The following is a 24,012-nucleotide window of genomic DNA, read 5'->3' on the forward strand; positions in this document are numbered from 1 at the left end:
TCATGGCTCGCCGCCCCTCCAGTCGCCCCCGCATGCACTCCCCCGGCTCCGCCCTCGACGAGCCCCCGGCCAACCCCAGGCGCCATCGGCTCGCTGACGTTCTTACCACAGTCGGGAGCCGCAGGCCACCGAGCGTCGACCCTCGCGATCGGGAGCACGGGCAACCCATGAACCGACCAAACGCCTTACTCCGAGCGGCCTGGGCCCTCGCCGGCCTCGCGATCCTCGCGGCGTCGGGCTGCGGCGACGCGTCGAGATCGACCGCGAACCCCGACGCCAGGCCCGTCCGCATCGCGTCATTGACGCTGGCGACGGACGAGATGCTCACCGAGCTCGTGCCGACCGAGCGGGTCGTGAGCGTCACCGCGCTCGTCGACGACCCGACGATCTCGAACGTAGCGGGCCGCTATCCCGAGAAGATCGCGAGGCTCCGGGACATCCATGTCGAGCTGCTCCTCTCCCTGGGACCGGACCTGATCCTCGTCGCGCCTTATAATACGGCCGACTCCCTCCGCCTGCTGGAGAACTCGGGGCGCTCGACCTACCGCAACGAGGCCGTGAACAGCGTCGCCGAGATCGAGGAGGGCATCCTCAAGCTGGGCAAGCGACTGGGCGAGGCCGGGAAGGCCAAGGGCGTGGTCGAAGGGATGGAAGCGAGGCGACGAAAACTCGCCGAGCGCTTGCAAGGGGCAACGACCCGGCCCCGTGTCCTCTTCTGGTCGGCCGGATTCACTTCGGGGAAGAAGACGACCATCGACGACATCATCCGCGACGCCGGGGCCCTGAACGTGGCGGCCGAGATGGGGCTCGAGGGCTCGGTCGAGATCCCCCCCGAGCGCGTCGTCGCCGCCGACCCCGACATCGTGCTCCTCTCCCTCTGGAAGGACGACGAGCGGCAGGCGCAGGTGGCGAACCACCCGATCCTCCGGCAGCTCCGCGCGGTGAAAGAGAACCGCCTGGTGACGATCGAGGGGCGGTACATCACGAGCATCTCGCAGTTCGTGGTCGAAGGGGCCGAGCGGCTGGCGAAGGCCCTGCATCCCGACCGCTTCGCCGGCGACGGGGCCCCGCGATGAGGCGTGCGATGACCATCGCGGCCCTGCTCGGCCTCGCCTACGCGGTGCTCGCGCTGCTGGGGACGATCTGGGGCTCGGTGTCGATCCCCACGTCGCACGTCGCCCGGGTCCTGGCGTCAGCGATAGGGCTGGACCTCGGCGGCGGGAGCCCGGTCCCGGCCACGGAGCGGTTTCTCATCCTCCAGGTCCGGCTGCCGCAGGTCTTCCTGCTCGGCCTGGTCGGGGCGGCCCTGGCGACCTCAGGAGCGGCCTTGCAGGCGACGTTCGAGAACCCGCTAGCCGACCCCAGCATCCTCGGCGTCAGCGGCGGCGCGGCGCTCGGTGCGGTGCTGGCCATCCACAGCGGCATCGCCGAGACCGTCTTCCTGTCGCTGCCCCTGTGTGCCTTCTGCGGCGGGCTCGCCTCGTCGATGTTCGTCTACGCCATCACGTACTTCGAGGGCCACAGCACGGGCCCGACCCTGCTGCTGACGGGCGTGGCGGTGGGGAGCATGACGATCGCGGGGGTCTCGCTCGTGATGGTCATCACCGAGGTCCACCGCATCCAGGAGCTCCTCTTCTGGATGGTCGGGGGCGTGCGGAACCAGTCGTGGGAGCACGTCGGCCTTTGTGCCCTGCCGATCGCCCTGGGGATCGCCGGGCTCCTGAGCTTGCACCATCGGCTCGATGCGCTCCTGCTCGGCGAGGAGCAGGCGATGGCCGTGGGAGTGCCGGTCGCGGGGACGCGGCTCCTCGTCCTGCTCCTGACCGCCCTGGCCACCGGCGCGGCAACGGCCGTCAGCGGCTCGATCGGGTTCGTCGGCCTGATGGTCCCGCACCTGATCCGCAGGCTCACCGGCCCACGCACGCGCGACCTGCTCCCGGCCTGCGTGACGGGGGGCGCCGCGTTCCTGACCGCCTGCGACCTCTTCGCCAGGAGCGTCTCGGGGACATTCACGCTGCACCTGGGGATCATCACAGCCTTACTCGGCGGCCCCGCCTTCCTGATCGTCCTGCGCAAGTCGAAGGGAGGATCGCGGCCATGACCGTCTCTCCCGTCCTCCATGCCAGGAACGTCGGCTACCGCGCGGGGGGCCGCATGCTGCTCGACGACGTCAACCTGTCGCTGGCCCCGGGCTCGATGACCGTCCTAATCGGGCCCAACGGTGCGGGGAAAACAACCCTGATACGGATCCTGGCCGGGATCCTGCCGGCGTCGAGCGGCGAGGTCTACCTCGGCGAGCGGCGGCTCCGCGACCTCGGCCGGGCGGCGGTGGCCAGGCATTGCGCCTACCTGCCGCAGCAGTTCGGCACGAACTTCGAGATCCGGGTCGAGGACGTGGTGTACCTCGGGCGTTATCCCCACCTCGGCCCCTGGGGCAAGCTCTCGAGCCACGACCACGAGCGCGTGGCCTGGGCCCTGGACCGCGTGGGGATCTCCCCCTTGCGGCGGAGGAGCCTGCCCACGCTCTCGGGGGGCGAACGCCAGCGCGTCTTCCTCGCGAGGGCCCTCGCCCAGGAGGCCCCCATCCTCCTCCTCGACGAGCCGATCTCGGCCCTCGACGTCGGCCGGCAGTTGGAGCTGATGGCCTTGCTGGCCGAGCTCCACGGCGAGGGGCACACGATCCTCGCCGTCCTGCACGACCTCCGACCGGCCCTCGACTTCTTCCCGAGCGCCCTCCTGATGGACCGGGGCCGGATCGCCGCCGAGGGGACGACCCGTTCCGTCGTCTTCGGCCAACCCCTGCAAGACGCCTTCGGCGTCCAGGTCCGGGCAGGAGAGGGGCTCCGCTTCACCCCCATCGCCGGCGACCTTGAAGGGGACGGGCCTCACTCGGGCGTCTCGGCCTCGTTCCGATAGCTCTGCCAGACGACCCCGGGGTGGTCGGTGAACCCCTCCTCGTCGAGCGTGCAGCTCTCGACGAAGGCCGGCCCGGCATAACAACGCGACTGCCACTCGAGCGCGACTTGCGAGGCCTCGCCCTCGTCGGAGGCGAGCACGCCCCAGGTGGTCGAATAGGCTTTCCATTCGACCTCGCCGGCGAGGCAGCCGGGGGAGTCGGGCCAGGTCGCGTCGAGCGGTTGGATGACCTGGCAACGGTAGAAGCCAACGCCTGGCTTCTTGGGGTTCGCCATCCGTGCCGGCTCGAAGAGGCCCGAGGGGGCGAGGCCGGAGGAGAGCAGGATCGATTCCAGCTCGGCGCGCTTCGGGTCGTCGGCGGGGAGGATCTCCGAGGCCTTCCAGAGGCTCTCGAAGAGGCTGTTGATGCCGTTCCTCGTGAGGTACGTCACCTCCTTGAGCCGGAGCTCCAGCACCTCGCCGAGGCGCTTGCGGAACTCATCGGCGTTCCCCAGCGCGGCCTCCGCGTTGGCGAGGAAGACGGCGACGGGGAAGACGACCTCGGGCTGCCGACGCCTCTCCTCCTCGATCGCGACGATCGCCTCTTGCGGGCGGCCGAGCTCGAGCAGGCCCCGGGCCCGGTAGTAGTTGACCCAGCCTTCGCCCGGTTCGAGCGACTCGTACTTGTCGAGATAGGTCAGCATGACCTCGAACTGGTTCAGGCCCGAGGCCAGGAGCGCGGCCTCCCAGGCGACCTGCGCACTCTCGCAGTCGTTCCGCAGGCACATGTCGAGGACGGACAGGGCGTCGCGGGCCCGGTCCGTCTGCTGGTAGATGCTGGCGAGACGCAAGGTGATGAAGGCGTTCGCCCGGTCGAGGCGGAATCCTCGCGCGAAGCGACGCTCGGCCTCGCCGAGGTCCTGCGTCTTGAGGCTATACGCGCCCGCCCTGGCGAAGTTGCCGCTGTCCTCCGGGTCGAGGTCGAGCGACTGACGGAAGAGGCCCTCGATCCGGTCGGGGGTGATCCTGTCGGCCAGCGGGGATTCGGGGAGGTCGAGCAGGGTGTCGCCGAGGTCGGCCAGGAGGCTCAGGACCGTCGCCTCCCGGGGGAAGCGGGCCGCGAGGGCCTCCGCCCACGCCCAGACCTCCTCGGCGCGTGACGCATCCTCAAAGGGGAGGATGTTCGCCAGGTGCAGCAGGCGCAGGGCGTCGACGGCCTCCGTCGCCGAGGCCGGCTCGATGACCAGCAGCATATCGAAGAGGCCGGGACGCAGCTCGGCATCGGCCTGGGCCTCGCGGAACCGGCCCCAGACCGCCATCAGTCGCTCCTCGACCGGGCGAGGCTCCGCGGGCGGGGCATCGGCTTCGGAGCCATCCCCGGCCTCGTCGTCGGGGTCGGGCTCGGTCGCGGCCTCGAGGGCATCGGCCTGCTTCGACGGGGCCGCCGAGGCGAACGGGCCGACGCTCATGGGGAGCAGCGCGGCGATGGGGGTGACGGCCTCGTTCGGATCCTGGAGCCGGGCCAGGCGACGGAGGGTGAGCCAGTCGCGGGCCTCCTTGGCCTTGGTTTCGAGCTGCCGCGCCAGGGCAGGGACCTTGGCCTCGAGCCCGGCGAGGTAGTACGCGGCGATCAGCCGGAGCCGGACCTCGAACCAGTGCTCGAGACATTGGTCGCGCGTGAGCCGCCGGTCCCAGTCGGAGAGGATCCGGATTGCCGCCTCCTGGTCGCCGACGACGCTCGCCTCCATCGCACGCCTGAGGGCCTCTCGCAGCTCGCCCAGCGGGAATTCGCCGACGGCCGGATACGAAGAGGCGATTTCGCCGGGTGTCGGCTCCTGCGAGGGCACGACCCCCGTCTTCAGCAGACGGATCGTGTTCAGGGTGTGGGACGATTGCAGGCGGGAGCGGAGCGGGTTCGGCGAGCTCGCGCTGAAGGCCAGGGCGGAGGTCGCCGCGGCCTCGGCCGCATCGAGGTCGCCGCCGAGCATCAGGAAGTTGGCCTCGTTGTCGGCCCCGACCCAGCGGCGGTCGATGCCCCGGCCGGTGTCGCCGTGCGACGAGATCTGGCGGGCGTGGTGCATCGCCAGCTCGAGGTCGTCGGAGGCCCGGTAGACGTCGGTGCCGTAGTCGCGGAAGCAGACGATGCACTCGAGCTTGCCGGTCTTGTGGCAGATCTGGATGCCTTCGCCGATGGCGCCGTGGGCCCCTTCGGAGTTATACCCGTTGGCGACCGCCGTGATCGTCGCGAGGTTGTCGTAGGCGCACGACGACATCCGCTCGATCGAGTAGGCATATTCCTCCTCCTTGTAGTCGGGCTGGATCATCCGGGCCCGGTCCTCGCTCTCCAGCAGGGCGATCAGCTCGATCGCCGCCTCGCGCCCCTGGTCGAGGTCGAGGAGGTCGGTCGCGTTGATCGTCAGCATGTAGAGGGCGCGGAGGTAGGGGCTCAGCTTGCGCTCGGCCTTGGCCAGCCGCTTGACCTCGGTGGCGAGCCGGGCGCAGGTGCGATACTCGCAACGGTCGTGGGCCTGGCTGATCGCCTCGAACAGCGTCTCGATCCGCTCGTCGACGTCCTGGTCATCCGGGTTCGGGTCGCTCATGTCCTGATCCCTGAACGTGTTGTCTCGGGTGGAGAGATTGGGCTCACTGATCCCGGCCCCAGAGGGCCTCGGCGATCCAGTCGAGGTCCTCGTCCTGCTGGCGCTGGGCGGCCCGCGTCGGCGCCGCGCCGGCCGCGCCGAGGGCGTTGTTGACGAGGAGCCGGAGCACGCTCGCCAGAGGGTGCGACGTCTTGCGCTGGAGGGCCCGGCCGACGAGCTTGTGGCGGCGGTTCAAAAGAACCTCATTACCGCCGGCGGCCCCCCGGGCGAGGTGGGTGTCGATCATCCGCTGGAATCCGGCGGGGATTGTCCCATCCTTCCGGAGGTCGTCGAACGTGCGGAGCAACTCCGAACGCTCGTTGAGGAAGGCCATCACCGGCTGGTCCTCGCGGAACGAGGCGCAGAGGATCTTGGCTCCCGAGGCCTTAAGGAAGTCCTGCCACTCAGCCGGCGCGTCTTCCACGTCCTCCACATCCAGGATCGTCCTGGCGAAGTTCGCGGAGGTCGGGCTGGCCAGGCGGAGGTCGATGACCTGCCCGGCCGCGTTGCGGTCGGCGATCATCGCGGCGAGCAAGGACTCCTCGAAGCTCCTCAAGGCGTGGACGCAAGGGGCCTCGTGCCCGGCGAACAGGGCATTCGCCCAGCGCTCCTGGCGCCTGTCGGTGTTGAACCAGACGACCCGCTCGGCATCGGACTCCTGCAAGGGGTCGGCGGCGCTGCGCTCGAGGACCTCGGCGAAGGTCAATGGCCCTTGCGAGGTCATCAGGCGATAGGTCCGGCTCCAGAGGTCGCGGAGCCTCCGCTCGGTGAGTGCGGCTCCCACGAGCGTGTAGCGATGCCAGGCCAGGATCGACTCGAGCCGGGGGAGGTCGTCGCGCCCGAGCTGCTCCAGGTGCTCGAAGAGGAGCGGTTCCAGGGCGGCCCTGGCCCGCTCGAAGGCCTGGTCGCGGACGAGGTCCTCGCGACTCAAGGTCGGGGTGCAGCCGTCGAGCTCGATCACCCCGCGCAGGAACGAGGCCCACTCCGGCAGGAGCCCCTGAATCTGCCGGGAGATGACCATCCGCCGGATCGTCGCCGTGACGACCGGCTGGCCGGCGAACCCGGGGGTCCGCCTGGGGGTGACGTAGAGCGCCCCCACGAGCGGGGCGCTCGCCGTGCTCCGGATCGGGATCACGTCCAGGGGGGTCTCGCCGAAGTAGCTCTCCAGCTCCAGTTCGAGCGACTCCGGGTCGGGCGTGGGGTCGAACCAGGTCGCGTTGATGACGTTGAGGCGGGCCTTGCCGCCGTTGAGGTGAATCGGGATCGGCAGGAAGTCGGCGTACTCCTTGACGATGGCCTCGAGCGCCGAAGGATCGGCGCCGAGCCGAAGGAACACCGGCTTGAGGTGCAGGATGACCGTGGTGCCCGGGGTCTCGCGCTCGCAGGACGAGAGGGTGATGTCCGTCCCCGCCCCGGCCTCCCAGCGCACGCCTTCCGACGCGTCGGACCGACGGCTCTCCACGACCAGGCGATCGGCCACCATGAACGCGCTGAAGAGCCCGACGCCGAACTGGCCGATCAGGCTGCCGGCGTCGCCCGAAGGCCGCACGGCCACCGAGCCACGCCCCTTGATCAGCCCCGTGATGCCGATGCCCAAAGTGCTGAGGTACGTCTCGGCCTCGTCGGCCGTGAGCCCGATCCCGTCGTCGTGGAATTTGAGCGTGCCGCCCGCCGGATCCTGCTCGATATCAATTCTGCCTTTGTACGAGAGGTCCTTATGGCGCCGGCGCATGATGGCGTCGTGCGCGTTCTGGATCAACTCGCGGACGGCCGTGTCGGGCCGGCTGTAGAGGCCGGAGCCAAGGATCTCGATGACGCCGGCGATGTCGACCTTGAACGGGATGCGGCGGGGGGCCGTCTCCATGGCGCTCCTCTTCCTACCTTCGCGTTCGGCGAGTCTCGCGTGACGACGGACTTCGTCGTTCGTCGCCGAGCGACGGCGAGCGTTCATGCTACAGACGCGATTTGACGGAGGTCAATGGAGCGGACAGCCTTGAAGGCCGCGAGGTTCGACCCGCCGAGGTCGGCTCCTGCACGCCCAATAAAGCGGGGACGCCCCCGGATCGCGGGCGTCCCCTCGCTTACATCGACATAGAAGAGGATGAATTGCCGGTCAGACGCTGACCTCGAACCCGGCGCGCTGGGTGCGGGTCTGCCAGGCGTTGGCCTCGGAGTCGCCCACGATCTCCTCCCGGGCCGGATCCCAGGTGAGCTTGCGGCCGCCGAGGCGGAGCGCGATGTTCGCGAGGTGGCAGGTGGTCAGGGCCCGGTGGTGGGTCCAGACGTCGGAGGCGGGGACGGAGCGATCCCGGGCACACTCGAAGAAGTTCGCCATGTGGCCGTCGACCCGCTTCCCCTTGCGGAGCTGCACCAGGAGGGAGTCGGGCACCGGGTTGCGGTAGAGCCCGTCCACGGCGCCCCCGGTCAGGTCGATGCGGTCTCGGGTGACGAAGATCTTGCCGCCGGTCCCCTCGAAGGTCACGCCGTTCTCGGTGTCGTGGCGGATGTGCATCTCGACGCCGTTGGCGAACGTCGCCTTGACCAGGAACTCGGTCGCCGTGTTGAAGCGGTCGTCGACGGTCGCGAAGCCATCCTTGTAGTCGACGGGGAGCACCCCCTTCACGACCTCGATGGTGTTCGGCCCGGAGTCTTCCATGCCGATGGCCCACTGGCCGATGTCGACGTGGTGCGCGCCCCAGTCGGTGAGCTTGCCGCCGGAGTACTCGTACCACCAGCGGAAATCGTTGTGGCAGCGGTTCGCGATGTAGTCGACCTTGGGGGCCTGGCCGAGCCAGAGGTCCCAGTTCAGCTCCGAAGGGGCCGCCGTCTTGGGGAAGGGGCCCCCGGTCGGTGCGCCGCCGATGGCCGCCGTCACCTTCTTGATTTGGCCGATCCGGCCCGAGCGAACCAGGGCGACGGCCAGGAGGAAGACGCGGTTGTGATCGCTGCGCTGCTGGGTGCCGACCTGCACCACGCGCCGGGTATCGCGGGCAACCTGGCCGAGCTTCTTGCCCTCGTCGATGGTGAGGGTCAGCGGCTTCTCGCAGTAGACGTCCTTGCCCGCCTTCATCGCGTCGATGCAGATCTTGGTATGCCAGTGGTCGGGCGTGCCGATGATGACGGCGTCGATGTCTTTGCGCTCGAGGACCTTGCGATAGTCCTCATAGATGTCGGCCTTCCCCTTGCCGATCCGGCCGTCGGCCTTGGCGCGCTCGGCGTGGCGCTTGTCGACGTCGCAGACCGCCAGGAAGTCGCCATAGCGGCTCGCCCCGCGAGCATCCCCCGACCCCTGGCCGCCAGCCCCGATCAGCCCGAGCCGAGGCCGCTCGTTCTTGGCCTTCGTCTCATCGGCCATGGTCCGGCCGGTGGGGTTGAGGAACGGCAGGATCAGCGGGCTCGCCGCCGAAACGCGCAGGAAGTCGCGACGGGTCTGCGTACGAACGATCATGGGAACGCCCCCGGGTCTGAGGTATGGATATCATCGTGGTGGGCCGCCCCTTCCGCGCGAATCCAGGGCGGTTCGCAACGGGGAGTATATAAGGGCCGTCTGCGCCCCACAAGGACGCGGACCGGCCCGGGGCATGGTCCCACCGCCATCGAAGCCAATCTTCTTAAATTCTTATAACTGTTTAAATTTACATTTTCCGATCGATTGACCTCGGTCCATCCGCCGGCGGGCGCGAGCGGTCCTCGGCACCCCTTGATACAATGATCGGGTGCCCGTGACACCAGGGAGGTTCGCCAATGAGCACGCCGAGCGCGGAGATCGTCTCCGAGGCCACGATCGACATGGTGACTCATCTCGACGTCGGCCCCGGCGGGATCGATCGCTTCCTGGATCTGGTGGCGGATCGACGCAGTCCTCTCATCAAGTATCGCCGGGGGAGCCTGACGCTTGTGTCTCCTTCACGAGCCCACGAGCGTGGCGCCGAGCGCCTCGATGGCCTGATCAAGGCCATCTGCGCCGAGCTCGACATCGACTACCAGGCCACCGCCACGACCCTCTACCGCCGCCCCGATCGCGACAGCGGGATCGTGGCCGACAAGACGTACTACCTCGCGCATGAGCCGGATGTGCGCGAGGTCGAGGGGAGCATCGACCTCGCCATCAACCCGCCGCCCGACCTGGCCATCGAGGTGGTCGTCACGCACGACCCGGCCAAATCGCTGGCGATTTGCCAGGAGTTGGGCATCCCCGAGGTCTGGGTCTACTGGCTGAAGCGAGGGGTCCTGGAATTCCTCAGCCTCGACCCCGAGGGACGCTACGAGCCGACCCCCGCCAGCCGCTCCTTCCCGTTCCTCCCGGCCGCGGAGGTGCTCCCCTGGCTCCAGACGGGCGAGGCGGAGCCGGACAACCGCTGGGAGCGACGGCTCCGCCTTTGGGTCCGCACCGAGCTGGCGCCCAGGCGAGGCTGACGGTCGGCTCGCGACGGATCGAACCATTCTCGGGCTATTCGCGATCGTTCCGCGTCTATGCTCTAATCAGGATATCCCGGTCATTCCGGAGTCCGCGCCTCGTCGGCGTGCAAACGAGCCATTTGCGATCAGGAGTCGCATTCGGGTCGGCCGATCGACGGAGGAGTCGCGGACATGCCACAGGGGCCGTCGCCCGGAGTCGCGACGGATCTGCGACGCGCCACTCTGGATGGAGATCCCCAATGTCGGCCACCTCTCGTCGTTTCGCGGCCCTCCCTCGGCTCGTCCTCGCGATCCTCGCCCCGTCCCTGCTGGGCGCAGCCCCTATCACGGTCATGAGCGGCAAGATCGTGTCGGTCGACAAGGCCGGCGGGACGGTCACGATCCTCCCACAGAACCCGAAGGGCAAACAGATCCTGAAGGTCGACGCGAAGACCGTCGTCGTGGGGCAAGGGTCCGGGACCCTCGAGACCCTGGCCCCCGAGCAGCAGGTGACGGCCTACTACGACCCGGAGACGCGGCAGGCCTCACGCATCCGCGTGGTGATCGCCCCCGCCGGCGACGCCACCAGGCGGACCGTGATGCGGCCCGCCTTCCCGACTACGCCCAGGATCGCCCCGCAGGACGGCGGCAACTCGCGCTACGTCTTACGCGTGCAGCCGGCCAAGACGATCGAGGCCACGCTCGACTACGAGATGAAGTTCCCGTCGATCTCCGCGAGCCAGTGGGTGGTCGTCGCCCCCGCGGCCCCCGAACTGCCCGGGCAGACGGGCGTGCAAAACCTGCTCGAGCCGCGTGGGACGCCCTCGCAGGAGATGAGCCCGACCCATCGATCGATGCTCACGGCCCTCGTCCCGGCCGACGGCTGGGAGCAGCGCTACCAGATCTCCGCCAAGGCCGAGTATCGCGCCACCCTGATGTCACGGCGGCTCGCCCTCCGCGACGCGGGAGAGCAGGGGACCGAGCCCAACCCCCCCAGGCCCGAGGAGCGCCGGGCGGCCCTCGTGCAGAGCAAGACGTACGACTTCGATTCCCCCGGCTTCCGCAAGTGGCTCGACTCCCAATCGCTCCGCCGAGATCCGCAGGAGGGCCAGGTCGATTACGCCAGGCGCGTCTTCCAGGCCATCAAGCAGGGATTCTCCTACGAGTTCACGGATCGGATGGACCGGCGGGCCTCCCACATCTGCGCGGCGGGCAAGTCGGACTGCGGCGGCCTCTCGATCGTCTTCGCCTCGGCGCTGCGTGCCCAGGGGATCCCCGCCCGCATCCTCGTCGGGCGCTGGGCGATGTCGGCGCAGGGGGGCCGCGGCGAATACTACCAGGCCCACGTGAAGGCCGAGTTCTACGCCGACGGCGTCGGCTGGGTCCCGGCCGACCTCGCCTCGGCCATCCTCCACGACCGCTCCCGCGAAGGCCTCCGCTACTTCGGGCGCGACGAGGGGGACTTCCTCACGCTCCACCTCGACCCGGACCTCGTCGTCGACTCGGTCCTCTTCGGCCCCCAGCCGGTCTTCTGCGTCAACGGCGGCCTGCTCGTCTGGGTCCAGGGGGACGGCTCCGCCTCACGACCCAAGATCCGCCAGGGCTGGCACGTCCGCGAGGTGCCCCTCTCCTCCCGGAGCCTATCCCGCAACCCCGAAGGCGCCTTCTTCACCGGGCGTTGACCCTCGGGCCGCATCGCGACTCAATGACCGTTCCAACGTTCCCAATCAAACCGGGGCGCCGCCGACCTCACTCAAAGGTCGGCGGCGCCCCGAGCTATTTCCAGACCTCCGGGATGGTGATCCGGCGGCGCCCAGGTCCGGTCCAAGGCCTGACGTCGGGATGACAAAAATCAACACGAAGGAAGGACTGCCCAAGCTTTTTTTGATGCCCTTATGACAGACCCCCACTCCAGTCCATTCTCGTTAAACCCGTATTGTCCGACGACACATCGATGACAACCATAACTGGCGTGCCTCGGCCGCGAGCGTGCCAGGCCGCGATTGCTGCGGCCTTATCCCGTCGAATCGGGCGATTCGGCGGAGAGAATCCATCGTCTCGTCGTGTCCTCATATCAAGGTTATTTCTGCGTCGAGTCGTGACCGTCCTGCTGGGTGCGCGCACGACCATGCGGATGGACAACGGATCATCGGACATGCTTTCCTCCTACGTCATCCAAGTCGCCGACGCCACGAAGCCGCTCTACTTCATCGGGCCCGAGCAGCTCGCCTCGGGGAAGCCCGAGGGCGTGGACGCCGAGGAGCCCACCCCGCATGGGCTCTCGCTCCGGGCGGTCAAGCATCCGCTCTTCGCCGAGCGGTTCGTGCACCGGGTCGAGGCCGAGCATCAGGCCAGCCGATACGCCGCCGACGAGCCCGAGCTGCGGTTCTTCGTCCTCGAGATCATCGCCCCCATCTGATCCCTCGCGAGGCCCCTTCCCGAGGGAACGCCTCCCCATGTCATCGCCATGATGACGCCAAGCCATTGCGTGCCCCCCGCCGAGCCTCGTCGCCCCTGAAGGTCGCGGCAGGTCGCGGCGGCCTCTCGTATCCTCAGGCCATAGCTCGCAGACCTCTTACGCATCTCGGAAGAATATCTTACGTGTGTTTCCGCCAAAGCTGAGCGGGCGACTGCGTAGAGTGTTCTCGGGCGTAAGGGTGGATCCTGCGTAAGACGAATTCGCTCGAGTCACCAACCTCGCAACCCCGCCCCTCATGCGTTTGAACTCCGTTGCGGGGGAAAACGTCGGAGGCTGTGTCGTCCTCCTGGGCCGTCCGTGAAGGCCAGGCGGGGCGTGGGATGGCCAAGCCCTGGGCCGGGCTTGAATCCCCGACTAAGGGGCCAACTCCCCCGAATCCAAGGGCATTCCCGGGCGAATCCCGCCCTCTGCACCTCCATTTTCCCCCGCCAGGCGGCCTCGTCGCCGCTCCGAAAATTCCGATTATCCTGGGGAAACGGCCCCCGAACCGTCGACACTCTCCGGGGGAAAAGCTGTTGATAACCGGTCAGTCCTCCGTGGGATGATGGAGTGTTCTCCACAACCCCCGGTTTACGCCCACGACACCGAGATCCGGGACGGCGGCCCATGCCGGCCGGCGCGACGGCGCTGTCGACAGGTTTTCCCCCGGTGAACAAGGTTGGTTGTATTCGGTTAAGTTGTTTGCTATCATGGGTTTCTCGGAAGACCGGCTCGGTTATCAACGGCGACGAGCCTGGCTTTCGATGAAGACGAAGGTTGAGTTATCTCTCCTTTCTCTTAAGGGAGAAGGCAGACACACTCACCCAAAGGCCCGCGATATTCCTGCAGCAGGAAAGGCCGACGAGGAACACGCATGAAGGCCTTGTGCAATCGCGAAGGATTGCTTGCCGCATTCGGGATGGTCAGTGGTGTCGTCCCGGCGCGAAGCCCCAAGCCCATCCTGCAGAATGTGAAGCTGGTGGCCGACGCCGACGAGGGCTCGGTCCTGATGGGGACCGACCTCGAGGTGGGGATCCGCCACCGGGTGCTCGGCATGAAGGTCGAGCGGCCCGGCTCCGTGATCCTGCCGACCCAGCGGATCGGCTCCATCCTCCGGACCAGCAACGACTCGGAGCTCGCCATCGAGGCCGATGAGGACCGCCTCGTCGTCCGCGGCATCCACTCCGAGTTCACCCTGCCGTCCGAGGATCCCAGCCTCTACCCCGAAGTCCCCGACTTCGCGGCCCCCAGCTACCACGTCATCCAGGCCGCCGACCTGCGGAGGCTCATCCGCCGGACGATCTTCGCCACCGACGTGGAGAGCACCCGCTACGCCCTCGGCGGCGTCCTCGTGGAGCTCTCGGACGACTCGATCACGATGGTCGGCACCGACGGGCGTCGCCTGGCTCGGATGGTGGCCTCGGCCGAGTCGGAGAACGACGCCCCGGCGCCCGCCGGCAGCCCCGTCATCCCGGTCAAGGCCCTCAAACTCATCGAGCGCAACCTCAGCGACGACGATCCGCCCGTCCACCTGGCCATCCAGGGAGGGGCCGCCGTCCTCGTCCGCACCGAGCGGGCCATCATCTACAGCCGCCTGGTCGAGGGGCGCTTCCCCCGCTACCAGGACGTCTTCCCGAGCCACGTCGAGGTCAAGATCCCGCTCGAGACCGGGCCCCTCCGCCAGGCCGTCGAGCAGGCCTCCATCGTCACCAGCGAGGAGAGCCGCGGGGTCGACTTCCAGTTCTCAAGCGGCGTGCTCAAGCTCACGAGCCAGGCCGCCGACGTCGGTAGCTCGCACGTCGACCTCCCCATCGCGTATGATGGGAAGCCGGTCGACATCACCTTCGACCCGCGCTACCTGACCGATGCGCTCAAGACCCTCGACGACTCCATCTCGATCGTCGCCGAGCTCATCGACTCCAAGAACGCGGCCGTCTTCAAGACCGACGACCGGTACACCTACGTGGTGATGCCCTTGACCCGTGACCGTTGATCGTTCGTTGACCGATGCGCCCGTCCCGCCAGGCCGAATTGCAACCTCGGCGCGGCGCCTACGACCCTGCGCGATCCCCGTTGCGGAGACGAGGGGATTGCGATATCATGAAGAGACGTTCACGTTGTGAGCGCCGAGCGACCGGCCGGTGGGTCGGATTCCGCCCGACCCTCGGGCCGAGGCCAGGGGCGGAACGAAACTCGACATCGGAATAACGCGGATTCGTCCGACGCGGCGGGCTCATCGCGATATCGAGGTCCCAAGCCGCTGGGTGATATCCTGGGCGACCTCTTCGCCCTGAGGGGCCTGGGACGGCTCCGCGCGCAGAAAGAGCTGGAAGACGCCTGGAACGCGGCGGCCGGGGAAGCGGCCAGCCGCCACACGCGGGTCGGCGAAGTGCGTCGCGGCATCTTGCATGTGACGGTCGCGCACTCGGCACTCCTGGAAGAGCTGGCAGCCTTTCAGAAACCTGCACTGCTCTCGGCCCTGAGGCAGAACGCCCCGGGGACTCTCATTCATGATATCCGTTTCCGAGTCGGTCCCATCACCCCCCCGGCCGACCCCCCCGCATCCGCCCCAGGCGCGACGAAGCCCAGGTCGAAGCCGGCGTCGGGGAAGGGCAAGCGGCGGTCCCGAAGCGACGGGGATGAGCCATGACCCAGCCGTGCTGTCCGTGAGCCGGGCCGAGGCCGTCAGGCCGGGCGGCCGGGCGACGATCCAACCCGGCGGGCACCCTCTCTGCGGCGGCCAGGATTCTCCGCAGGCCGGATGCCTTTCTCCCACGCTCCTCCCGGCCCGGTCCCGGGTCGCGCGGAGTCGAGCTGGGGCAAGGTCGACGGGGGTCGGCGGCCGAGGGGCCATCCAGGGCCTCCGGCATGAAGCGCGGGCGGATTCCCGCTTGAGATGACAGACCCAGACATGCGAATCGAATCAGGTCTTTGAATCCGAGGGATGGTGTGAGGGTCGCCGCGAGGGCAACGGCCAGGGCATTGGATGCAATGCCAGCCGAGGCCGTCGAGGGCGATCGAAGTTGGTCGGGGCTCGTCTTCTTACTTGGTATGACCGAGGTGAACCCGCGATGAATTTGAGCAAGAGCGACGGAGCCGCGATCGAGTCCCCCGAAGCGCCCGAACTCGCCGCGGCCAACGGCGAAGGGGCGGCGGCCTATACCGAGGCCAACATCCGCGTCCTCGAGGGGATCGAGGCGATCCGCAAACGCCCCGGCATGTACATCGGCGACACTACGCTCCGAGGCCTGCACCACCTCGTCTACGAGGTCGTCGACAACTCGATCGACGAGGCGATGGCCGGCTACTGCCGCCACATCCACGTCACGGTGAACGTCGACGGCTCGGTCTCGATCGTCGACGACGGCCGAGGCATCCCGGTCGGCCCCCACCCCCAGTTCACGGGCAAGAGCACGCTCGAGATCGTGCTGACCAAGCCGCACGCCGGCGGTAAGTTCGACCACGACACGTACAAGGTGTCGGGCGGGTTGCACGGCGTCGGCGTGACCGTCGTCAATGCCCTCTCGGAATGGCTCGAGGCCGAGGTCCATCGCGACGGCCAGGTCTGGCGCCAGAAGTACGAGAAGGGGGAGGCGCAAGGCCCCGTCCGGGCCAGCGGCACGGCCAAGGCCAGCGGCACACGCATCCGGTTCCTGCCCGACAACACGATCTTCCCCAACATCGAGTTCGAATACGATATCCTCGAGAAGCGCCTCCGCGAGCTCGCCTTCCTGAATAAGGGGATCGCGATCCGCCTGACCGACGAGCGCGGCGAGGAGCGCAAGGATCAGGAGTTCTTCTCGGCCGGAGGCCTGAGCGAGTTCGTCGCCTATTTGAACCGGGCCCAATCCGCCTTGCATCCGCCCGTGGTGCTTTCGGGCAAAGATGAGGAGCGGGCGGTTGAAGTCGAAGTCGCTTTGCAGTACAACGAATCGATCAGCGAGTCGGTCGTCTCGTATTGCAACAACATCAATACCGTCGAGGGGGGAACCCACCTGACCGGGTTCCGGACCGCTCTCACGCGGACGCTGAACACCTACGCCAAGGGTGCCGCGCCCGCGAAGAATAAAGACCTGTCGCTCAACGGCGAGGACTTCAAGGAAGGCCTCACCGCGATCATCAGCGTGCGCGTGCCCGACCCCCAGTTCGAGGGGCAGACCAAGACCAAGCTCGGCAACAGCGAGGTCGAAGGGATCGTCGCCAAGGTCATCAACGAGAAGCTGGCCGAGTTCCTCGAGACCAACCCGGCGGCGGCCAAGAAGGTGATCGCCAAGGCCCTGCTCGCGGCCGAGGCCCGCGAGGCGGCCCGCAAGGCCCGAGAGCTCGTCCGCAACCGCAAGGGGGTCCTCTCCGGCGGCGGATTGCCCGGCAAGCTGATGGATTGCACCACGCACGACCAGGATTCGAGCGAACTCTTCCTCGTCGAGGGTGATTCGGCCGGTGGCACGGCCGAAGGGGGACGCGACCGCCTCTATCAGGCGATCCTCCCGCTCCGAGGCAAGATCCTCAACGTCGAACGGGCCAGGCTCGACCGCGTCCTCGGCAACGAAGAGGTCCGCAACATCATCACGGCCGTCGGCAACGGCATCGGCGAGGAAGAAGACCCGTCGAAGAGGCGCTACGGCAAGGTCGTGATGATGAGCGACGCCGACGTGGACGGCTCGCACATCCGCACCCTGCTGATGACCTTCTTCTATCGCCAGATGCCCAGGCTCGTCGCCGAGGGCCACCTGTACGTCGCCCAGCCGCCGCTCTACATGGTCGAGAACCGCAAGAAAGACCGGCGCTACGTCCAGGCCGAGTCCGAGATGCAGAACATCCTCATCGAGACGGGGCTGGCCAACTCGCGGCTGCAGCCGTATCAGGTCGAGGATGAGTCGCAGTGGATCGTCGGCGATCGGCTCCGGGCCCTGCTGGACCTGGCCAACGCCCTCGAGGTCGGGCTCAAGGTCTTCGGCAGGCGGAACCGGCCGCTCCGCGACCTCCTCGCCATGGCCCATCCCGAGACCGGGCAACTCCCCGTCCGGCTCGGGATCGTGCAAGGGGTCGAGACCCCGCTTTATAATGACGACGACCTGATCGCATTCCGGCAACAGTATCCCGAGTCGGTGGCCGAAGAATACGAGGAGTCCCAGTCGCCCGCCGGGGCCGGAGCCGATTCCGTCGACGGCGAGTCGCCCTCGGCCGAAGTGGCCCATGAGTTGCGAGCCAAGGTGGAAGACCTGCTCGAGGTCATCTCCCTGAACAAGCACCTGGCCCGGCTCCGGGACGAGTTCGGCTCTCGGGCCGAGGTCCTCTTGCCCGTCGAGGTCGTGGGGGATGAGCCTCCTCCTCGTTACATCCTGCATCGCGACGGCGACACGCATTCGCTCTCGGATCTGCGCAGCCTCTCCCCGACGGTCCGCCACCTCGGCGAGCGCGGGATCAAGATCACCCGGTTCAAAGGGCTGGGGGAGATGGACGCCGAGCAACTCTGGGAGACGACCATGGATCCGACCCGTCGGACCCTGCTGCAAGTCCAGCTCGACGACGCGGCGGCCGCCAATGACCTGTTCACGACCCTGATGGGGGATGACGTCGAGCCCCGTCGCGAGTTCATCGAGAAGCACGCCCTGGAGGTCAAGAACCTCGACGTCTGAGCGGGATTGGCCGCGTAATCGGATCCTCCCGGGCTTGAGAACCTGCCGTGGTGCTTGTCGTCGCCCGGTCCTTTCCTGTAGGGTGGAAGTGCCCACCGATCATCGTTGCCAGAGTGCCTTTTTCTTGAGGGTTTGCAGCAGAGGGGCGGGGGGCGTGCCCATCCCCCCGTCGACGGCCGGTCCTGGTCGGGGAGCCTTCGCCTTTGGCTCCCGAAGCCGGGGCCGTCGCCGAGATCGGGATCATCGAGTCTTCACGTTTAGGTGAGGCGAGGGCCTTCGCCCCGGGCCGCCCATGGCGGCAAGGGCCGGCGCGAACGTTGTCCTCGTCGGTCCAGGATTTTTGGGGAAAGCGAATCGCTCGCGAAGGCGCCGAGTCGTCTCGACGGCTTAGGCCATCTTGCGAGGGGACACAACCGAAGCCGGAGCCTTCCCCGACGCCGTGCGAGGGGCCGGTCTCGTCGCTCGACCCACATGCGGGCTGGTGGTGCGTTCGTTCCTGAATCAGAACGATTTGAGATGGATTGGATCGAGACCCGAGCGGTCGTCCCGGCCGGCGGCCCTCGCCTCGCGAGACTCGCCGGGGTTGCCCTGAAGTTTGAAGCCAGTCGCCGACGTCGCGGACGGTCGGGGGCCCGGCTAAGGATTGGGCCGGGGCGGGGATCGACAGGGCTCGAGATCGTCGGGTCGGTGCCGCGAAGGGTAGGTTGCCCCGGAGGTTGCCTGTCCGTGGCATCGGATCGGTTTGGGATTTGGTTCGGTTCGGTTGAGCCCATCCGCAGTGGGAAGGGATGATGGGGATCGCCCAGAAATTATCGCGAGTCTTTATCGACGCGGTCCGCTCGCGCGGGCAATCGTACTTCGCCAAGGGGCGGGTCGCCGTGACCTCGGCGACCACCGGCGAGGTGATTGCCAGGGTGAGGGGGACGACGAAGTATCGGGTCCGGCTGAGGACGCGGGGGAGCAAGCTCCACGTCTCCTGCTCGTGCCCCTACTTCACCCCCTTCGGCGACCCGTGCAAGCACATCTGGGCCACGATCCTGATGGCCGATGCGCGGAACCTGCTGCAGGCCTCCCCCACGCGCCCCATGAAGCTGGTCAGCGACCTCCCGCGCAGGCCGGTGAGCCCCGAGAACGGTGCCGTCCCCAATGGGATGGAAGGCCAGGGGCCTCCCGGCGTCGGCCAGGGGCCGGGTTCGGGGCACCCGCAAGGGGGCGCCCAGCGTCAGCAGGCCGGCCGGCAGAGGGGCAAGGAGCGGCCGGGCCGCCCCGGCCCGGGCGGCCCGCCCGGTCAGCCGCGCTGGACCAACGGCGGCGGCAAGATTGCCCACGGCGGCGGGGCCGCCAGGGCCAAGCCCGTCAACCGGAACTCGAAGCGACTCCTCGTCTACATCCTCGATGTTCCCTCGACCCTCGCCCATAACCAGATCGTCATCGACCTCGCCCGCCGCCAGCGCAGGCCTAGCGGCGACTGGGGCCCGCTCAAGCCCTGGTGGCACGCCCCGGGCACCCCGCACGCGAAGTACGACCCCGAGGATCGCGACCTCCTCGCGCTCCTGGACGAAGTCCAGGCCATGACCCTCGCGACCAATGGCACCCTACCCCCGGGCGCAGGGCCGATCGAATCGATGGGGACGCGGCGGTATATCCTCCGGCACAACCAGGGGATGATCGTCGAGAAGCTCGCCAAGAGCGGCCGGCTCCGCCTGCGACGCTCCGACGGCGAGGAAGACCCGCCGACCATGCGCTGGGACGACGGCACCCCCTGGCGGTTCTCGCTCGAAATCCGGCCGGAACTCGGCGGCAAGCGCTGGTCCTGGCGCGGCTCGCTCCGCAGGAGCGAGGGGCGGGGAGATCGCATGGACCTGGCCGAGCCCCTCGTGCTCGTCCCCGGCCTCGTCATCCAGGGGGTCGGTCGCGCCGCGAGGTTCGACGACATCGGCGTCTTGCCCTGGATCGTCAGGCTCCGGCATGAGAAGGAAATCGTCTTCGCCGAGCCGCAGCAGGACATCATGCTCGGGCGCATCCTGGCCGAGTCGCGCGTCCCGCCGTCCGAGCTGGTCGAGACGATCCTCTTCGAAGAGATCGACACCACGCCTCGCCCTTGCCTCACCCTGCGCACGCCGAGGCAGAACTGGGGCCCGGGGTCGGACCGGCTGCACGCCGAGCTCGAATTCGACTACAACGGGGCCCTGATCCCCGCCGGTCGGACGACGCCCCTGGCCGTCTCGACCGAGTTCGGCCTGGTCATCCGTCGCGACCCCAAGGCCGAGTCCCAGGCCGACATCCTCCTGTTCGAGCTCGGATTCCGCGAGTCGAAGGACCCTCGGGCCGAGCCCGGCACGATGGAGCTGCCGCCGAAGCGCATGGCGCAGGTGACCCGAGACCTCGTCATGGCCGGCTGGCGGGTCGAGGCCGAGGGCAAGCTGATCCGCCCCGTCGGCGAGTTCAAGCTGGCCGTGACCACCGGGATCGACTGGTTCGAGCTCGGCGGCCAGGTCGACTACGGCGGCCAGAGCCTGAGCCTGCCCGACCTCCTCGCCGCCGCCAGGCGAGGCGACACCATGGTCACCCTCGGCGACGGCTCGATGGGCATGATGCCCGAGGAATGGCTCAAGAAATACGGCCTGATCGCCGAGCTCGGCACCTCCGAGGACGGGCACGTCCGCTTCGGCCAGGCGCAGGCCGGCCTGCTCGACGCCTTGCTCGCCAATCAGCCCGAGATCCGCGTCGACGCCGCCTTCCAGAAGGTCCGCGAGAGCCTCCACAAGTTCGACGGCGTCCAGCCGGCCGACGCCCCCGCCGGCTTCCACGGCGAGCTCCGGCCCTATCAGCGCGAAGGGCTCGGCTGGCTCGACTACCTCCAGAAGTTCGACTTCGGCGGCATCCTCGCCGACGACATGGGCCTGGGTAAGACGATCCAGGTCCTCGCCATGCTCCAGAAGCGACGCGCCCGCCGCCTGGCCAAGGCCCCTTCGCTGGCGATCGTGCCCCGCTCGCTCGTCTTCAACTGGATCCAGGAGGCCGAGAAGTTCACGCCGAGGCTTCGCGTCCTCGACTACACGGGGCCGGCACGGCACGGCTTGCGGGAGACGTTCCGCGACCACGACCTGGTGATCACCACCTACGGCACCTTGCGGACCGACATCGGCGAGCTCGCCCAATTCTCGTTCGACTACATCATCCTCGACGAGGCGCAGGCGATTAAGAACGCCGACAGCCAGGCCGCCAAGGCCGCCCGCCTGCTCAAGGGCCGGCATCGCCTGGCGATGAGCGGAACTCCCATCGAGAACCACATCGGCGAGCTCTGGTCGATCTTCGAGTTCCTCAACCCCGGCATGCTCGGCGCGGGCTCCGTCTTCAAGCGGCACGCCGACGGCGACCGCTCCATGCTGGCCAAGTCGCTCAAGCCGTTCATCCTGCGGAGGACCAAGTCGCAGGTCGTCCAGGACCTCCCCGAGAAGACCGAGCAGACCCTGCATTGCGACATGGAGCCCGAGCAGCGCAAGACCTACGAGGAGCTGAAGGCACACTACCGCCAGGCCCTCTTGCGCAAGGACTCGGCCGAGCTCAACCGCTCCAAGATCGAGGTCCTCGAGGCCCTCTTGCGGCTCCGCCAGGCGGCCTGCCACCCCGGCCTCATCGATCCGACCCGGATGGCCGAGCCCAGCGCCAAGCTCGACATGCTGCTGCCCCAGCTCTCGGAGATCATCGAGGAAGGGCACAAGGTCCTCGTCTTCTCGCAGTTCACGAGCTTCCTGGCGATCGTCCGCGAGCGGCTCGACGCGGAGAAGATCCGCTACGAGTACCTCGACGGCCGGACCCGCAATCGCGCCGAGCGGGTCGAGAAGTTCCAGAACGACGCCGATTGCCACCTCTTCCTAATCAGCCTCAAGGCCGGCGGCCTCGGCCTGAACCTGACCGCCGCCGACTACGTCTACCTCCTCGACCCCTGGTGGAACCCGGCCGTCGAAGCCCAGGCGATCGACCGCTCCCACCGGATCGGCCAGACCCAGCGCGTCTTCGCCTACCGCCTCGTCTGCCGCGATACGGTCGAGGAGAAGATCCTGGAGCTCCAGCAGAAGAAGCGGGAGCTCGCCGACGCCATCCTCAACGCCGACAACCGGCTGATCCAGAACCTCTCGCGCGACGACCTCGAGTTCCTGCTGACCTGACGCGATGTGATCGCATCTCGTCGAGGTCAAAGATGCTTGCGCCTTGAACGCCCGACGGATCCCGACGCCCGAGGGCGCGTTGCCCCGCGGCGACCGGACGTCCCCCCTCCGATCCGAGGAGCCTGCGCACGATGACCGCGAAGCTATCGAACCCGAAGGCGAGACTCTGCGCCCTGCTGATCACCGCCGCGTCCCTCGTCGCGACCACGGCGGCCCGGTCCGCCGACAAGCCGGCTGTCGTCGATGCCAAGATCTCCTGGAAGGTCGGCGAGACGCGCACGTATGAACGCGTGAAAGGGCGAACCAAGCTCCAGAAGGGCAAGGTGGCCTCGAAGGGTGCCGGGCGCAGCCGGCTCGAATTGAAGGTCCTCGAGGCGAGCGAGAAGGGCTACCTCCTCCAGTGGTCCCTCTCCGGCACGAAGACCGACGACCCCATTGCGGCGAAGGACCCGTTCGCCGTCCAGTTCTCCCGGCTCATCGACAGCCTGAAGATCAAGATCGAGCTGGATGAGAACGCGTCGATCATCGGCGTGCGCAACTGGAAGGAGCTGAAGGCCACGTCGGAGAAGATGATCTCGACCATGACGGACCCGAAGCTGGTCAAGGGGATGGACAGGGCGACGGCCGAGAAGTTGCGTGTGGCCGTGGGCTCGATGTTCTCCACCAAGGAGCGCATCGAGCAGGCCTTCACGCACGAGCCCCGGATCTTCCTCGCCGCCATCGGCCGATCCTACGACCAGGCCCAGCCCGTCGAGTACGACCAGGAATTGCCCAGCCCGCTGAATGGTGCCCCGATCCCTTGCCGAGGCCGGATCGCCCTCGAATCCTACGACGCAAAGACCGGCCGGGCGAAGGTCTCCATGACTCAGACCGTCGACCCCGAGGTGGCCAGGCGCGTCATCCTCAAGTCCCTGAAGGAGATGGGCGAGAAGCTAGGTCGGAAGGACGCGCCCGACGCCAAGTCGCTGGGGGCCTTCTCCGTGGACGACCGGGGCGAGTTCGTCATCGACGTGAAAACCGGCTGGCTCGAGGAGGCCAACCAGTCCAGGACCGTCACCTCGGGCGATTCCACCCAGGAAGACACTCTGACCTTCAAGCGGCTCAAATCACGCTGAGCATCGAGGGAGCCTCCTCCCCCGACGTCGCGGCAAGGCGCGGGGCCCCGTCCAATCCGGGGTCCCTTGCAAATCTGTTGCATCGATCCCCGATGTTTGCGAACAATACTCGTGCCTCCCAATAAGGGAGGCTTCGGGTGTTGCTGCGTTCTCAGCGAACATGACTCGATGCCACAAGGATGGTCGCTCATGTACCCGCTCAAGCGGATCGCCGCCTATGTGATCGACTACGCGATCATCCTCTTCCCCACGATGTTCGCCGTGAAGCATATCTTGCTCCGGCTGGGGAGCCAGGTCCCCGACGAGGTCCGCATGCACCTGAGCATGGCCATCTGGGGCATCTCGCTGCTGGCCCCCGCGGTGATCCTGGGCGTGATCACCGGCCTGACGGGGACGAGCCCCGGGAAATTCATCACCTTCCTGCGAGTCCAGGATCATGGCGGCGACCCCCCCGGCATCGCGAACGGGATCATCCGCGAGGTCGCCAAGGCCGTTTCGACCGGCTTCCTCTTCGGGATGTTCTACGCGCTCCAGGCCGTCGTGACCCGCAGGCGCACCTTCTACGACGAGTGGCTCGACCTCGACGTCGAGGATCTCAGGCCCGTCGGCCTGACGCCGACTCAGAAGAACTTCCGCAAGTACATGCGCGAGAAGCAGCGCCGGGAACGCCGCTGAGATTCGCGTTTTGGGGAGAGG

15 protein-coding genes are annotated in these 24,012 nt (G+C 67.8%); 12 read left to right on the top strand and 3 right to left on the bottom strand.

Translation table 11 applies throughout. From position 1 onward, the window contains the following. Positions 1-167 precede the first annotated feature (167 nt). Genes ACOYYX_RS00720 through ACOYYX_RS00730 form a run of 3 tightly spaced genes read left to right on the top strand, consistent with a single transcriptional unit; the run spans position 168 to position 2,916 of the window. Positions 168-1,076 carry an ABC transporter substrate-binding protein gene (locus tag ACOYYX_RS00720; protein WP_422928019.1) on the top strand — a complete coding sequence of 303 codons (909 nt, stop codon included), beginning with the start codon at positions 168-170 and terminating at the stop codon, positions 1,074-1,076. An 8-nt stretch (positions 1,077-1,084) separates the two neighbouring features. Next, positions 1,085-2,101, top strand: a complete 1,017-nt coding sequence (locus ACOYYX_RS00725) for a FecCD family ABC transporter permease (protein ID WP_422928020.1) — start codon at positions 1,085-1,087, stop codon at positions 2,099-2,101. After that, on the top strand, positions 2,098-2,916 hold the full coding sequence (locus ACOYYX_RS00730) for an ABC transporter ATP-binding protein (RefSeq protein ID WP_422928021.1): 819 nt from the start codon (positions 2,098-2,100) through the stop codon (positions 2,914-2,916). Before ACOYYX_RS00725 ends, ACOYYX_RS00730 begins: the two co-directional genes overlap by 4 nt. Here the strand turns inward: ACOYYX_RS00730 and ACOYYX_RS00735 are convergent. From ACOYYX_RS00735 to ACOYYX_RS00745, 3 genes are all read right to left on the bottom strand, one after another. Next, positions 2,886-5,495: a hypothetical protein gene (locus tag ACOYYX_RS00735; RefSeq protein WP_422928022.1), complete on the bottom strand. Its 2,610-nt coding sequence runs from the start codon at positions 5,493-5,495 to the stop codon at positions 2,886-2,888. The genes ACOYYX_RS00730 and ACOYYX_RS00735 overlap by 31 nt on opposite strands. Before the next feature lie 43 nt (positions 5,496-5,538). Then, entirely contained in the window at positions 5,539-7,398 is a 1,860-nt protein-coding gene (locus ACOYYX_RS00740) for an ATP-binding protein (RefSeq protein ID WP_422928023.1), read from the bottom strand. 249 nt (positions 7,399-7,647) lie between these two features. After that, complete coding sequence (locus ACOYYX_RS00745) at positions 7,648-8,982, bottom strand: Gfo/Idh/MocA family protein (RefSeq protein ID WP_422928024.1); 1,335 nt, start codon at positions 8,980-8,982, stop codon at positions 7,648-7,650. A gap of 296 nt (positions 8,983-9,278) precedes the next feature. On the opposite strand from ACOYYX_RS00745, the gene ACOYYX_RS00750 reads away from it, so the two are divergent. The 9 genes from ACOYYX_RS00750 to ACOYYX_RS00790 all read left to right on the top strand — a co-directional run bounded on the left by ACOYYX_RS00750 (position 9,279) and on the right by ACOYYX_RS00790 (position 23,991). Beyond that, positions 9,279-9,950, top strand: a complete 672-nt coding sequence (locus tag ACOYYX_RS00750) for a Uma2 family endonuclease (protein ID WP_422928025.1) — start codon at positions 9,279-9,281, stop codon at positions 9,948-9,950. 242 nt (positions 9,951-10,192) lie between these two features. After that, complete coding sequence (locus ACOYYX_RS00755) at positions 10,193-11,614, top strand: transglutaminase-like domain-containing protein (RefSeq protein ID WP_422928026.1); 1,422 nt, start codon at positions 10,193-10,195, stop codon at positions 11,612-11,614. Between the two features lie 473 nt (positions 11,615-12,087). Then, positions 12,088-12,351 carry a hypothetical protein gene (locus ACOYYX_RS00760; protein ID WP_422928027.1) on the top strand — a complete coding sequence of 88 codons (264 nt, stop codon included), beginning with the start codon at positions 12,088-12,090 and terminating at the stop codon, positions 12,349-12,351. 913 nt (positions 12,352-13,264) lie between these two features. Next, entirely contained in the window at positions 13,265-14,383 is a 1,119-nt protein-coding gene (gene dnaN, locus ACOYYX_RS00765; RefSeq protein ID WP_422928028.1) for a DNA polymerase III subunit beta, read from the top strand. A gap of 126 nt (positions 14,384-14,509) precedes the next feature. Then, entirely contained in the window at positions 14,510-15,040 is a 531-nt protein-coding gene (locus tag ACOYYX_RS00770) for a DUF721 domain-containing protein (RefSeq protein ID WP_422928029.1), read from the top strand. A 421-nt stretch (positions 15,041-15,461) separates the two neighbouring features. Further along, positions 15,462-18,029, top strand: a complete 2,568-nt coding sequence (gene gyrB, locus ACOYYX_RS00775; RefSeq protein ID WP_422928030.1) for a DNA topoisomerase (ATP-hydrolyzing) subunit B — start codon at positions 15,462-15,464, stop codon at positions 18,027-18,029. 788 nt (positions 18,030-18,817) lie between these two features. Continuing rightward, positions 18,818-22,201, top strand: coding sequence for an SNF2-related protein (locus ACOYYX_RS00780; protein ID WP_422928031.1), 3,384 nt, complete (start codon positions 18,818-18,820; stop codon positions 22,199-22,201). 131 nt (positions 22,202-22,332) lie between these two features. Further along, positions 22,333-23,316: a hypothetical protein gene (locus tag ACOYYX_RS00785; protein ID WP_422928032.1), complete on the top strand. Its 984-nt coding sequence runs from the start codon at positions 22,333-22,335 to the stop codon at positions 23,314-23,316. 189 nt (positions 23,317-23,505) lie between these two features. Continuing rightward, positions 23,506-23,991: an RDD family protein gene (locus ACOYYX_RS00790; protein ID WP_422928033.1), complete on the top strand. Its 486-nt coding sequence runs from the start codon at positions 23,506-23,508 to the stop codon at positions 23,989-23,991. Positions 23,992-24,012 lie beyond the last annotated feature (21 nt).

It is taken from the genome of Singulisphaera chitinilytica, assembly GCF_049331405.1.
GTDB lineage: Bacteria > Planctomycetota > Planctomycetia > Isosphaerales > Isosphaeraceae > PoT.

Coding starts and splice junctions, on each gene's coding strand:
- ACOYYX_RS00720 (WP_422928019.1), top strand. CDS start 168: ATGAACCGACCAAACGCCTTACTCCGAGCGGCCTGGGCCCTCGCCGGC.
- ACOYYX_RS00725 (WP_422928020.1), top strand. CDS start 1,085: ATGACCATCGCGGCCCTGCTCGGCCTCGCCTACGCGGTGCTCGCGCTG.
- ACOYYX_RS00730 (WP_422928021.1), top strand. CDS start 2,098: ATGACCGTCTCTCCCGTCCTCCATGCCAGGAACGTCGGCTACCGCGCG.
- ACOYYX_RS00735 (WP_422928022.1), bottom strand. CDS start 5,495: ATGAGCGACCCGAACCCGGATGACCAGGACGTCGACGAGCGGATCGAG.
- ACOYYX_RS00740 (WP_422928023.1), bottom strand. CDS start 7,398: ATGGAGACGGCCCCCCGCCGCATCCCGTTCAAGGTCGACATCGCCGGC.
- ACOYYX_RS00745 (WP_422928024.1), bottom strand. CDS start 8,982: ATGATCGTTCGTACGCAGACCCGTCGCGACTTCCTGCGCGTTTCGGCG.
- ACOYYX_RS00750 (WP_422928025.1), top strand. CDS start 9,279: ATGAGCACGCCGAGCGCGGAGATCGTCTCCGAGGCCACGATCGACATG.
- ACOYYX_RS00755 (WP_422928026.1), top strand. CDS start 10,193: ATGTCGGCCACCTCTCGTCGTTTCGCGGCCCTCCCTCGGCTCGTCCTC.
- ACOYYX_RS00760 (WP_422928027.1), top strand. CDS start 12,088: ATGCTTTCCTCCTACGTCATCCAAGTCGCCGACGCCACGAAGCCGCTC.
- dnaN (WP_422928028.1), top strand. CDS start 13,265: ATGAAGGCCTTGTGCAATCGCGAAGGATTGCTTGCCGCATTCGGGATG.
- gyrB (WP_422928030.1), top strand. CDS start 15,462: ATGAATTTGAGCAAGAGCGACGGAGCCGCGATCGAGTCCCCCGAAGCG.
- ACOYYX_RS00780 (WP_422928031.1), top strand. CDS start 18,818: ATGATGGGGATCGCCCAGAAATTATCGCGAGTCTTTATCGACGCGGTC.
- ACOYYX_RS00785 (WP_422928032.1), top strand. CDS start 22,333: ATGACCGCGAAGCTATCGAACCCGAAGGCGAGACTCTGCGCCCTGCTG.
- ACOYYX_RS00790 (WP_422928033.1), top strand. CDS start 23,506: ATGTACCCGCTCAAGCGGATCGCCGCCTATGTGATCGACTACGCGATC.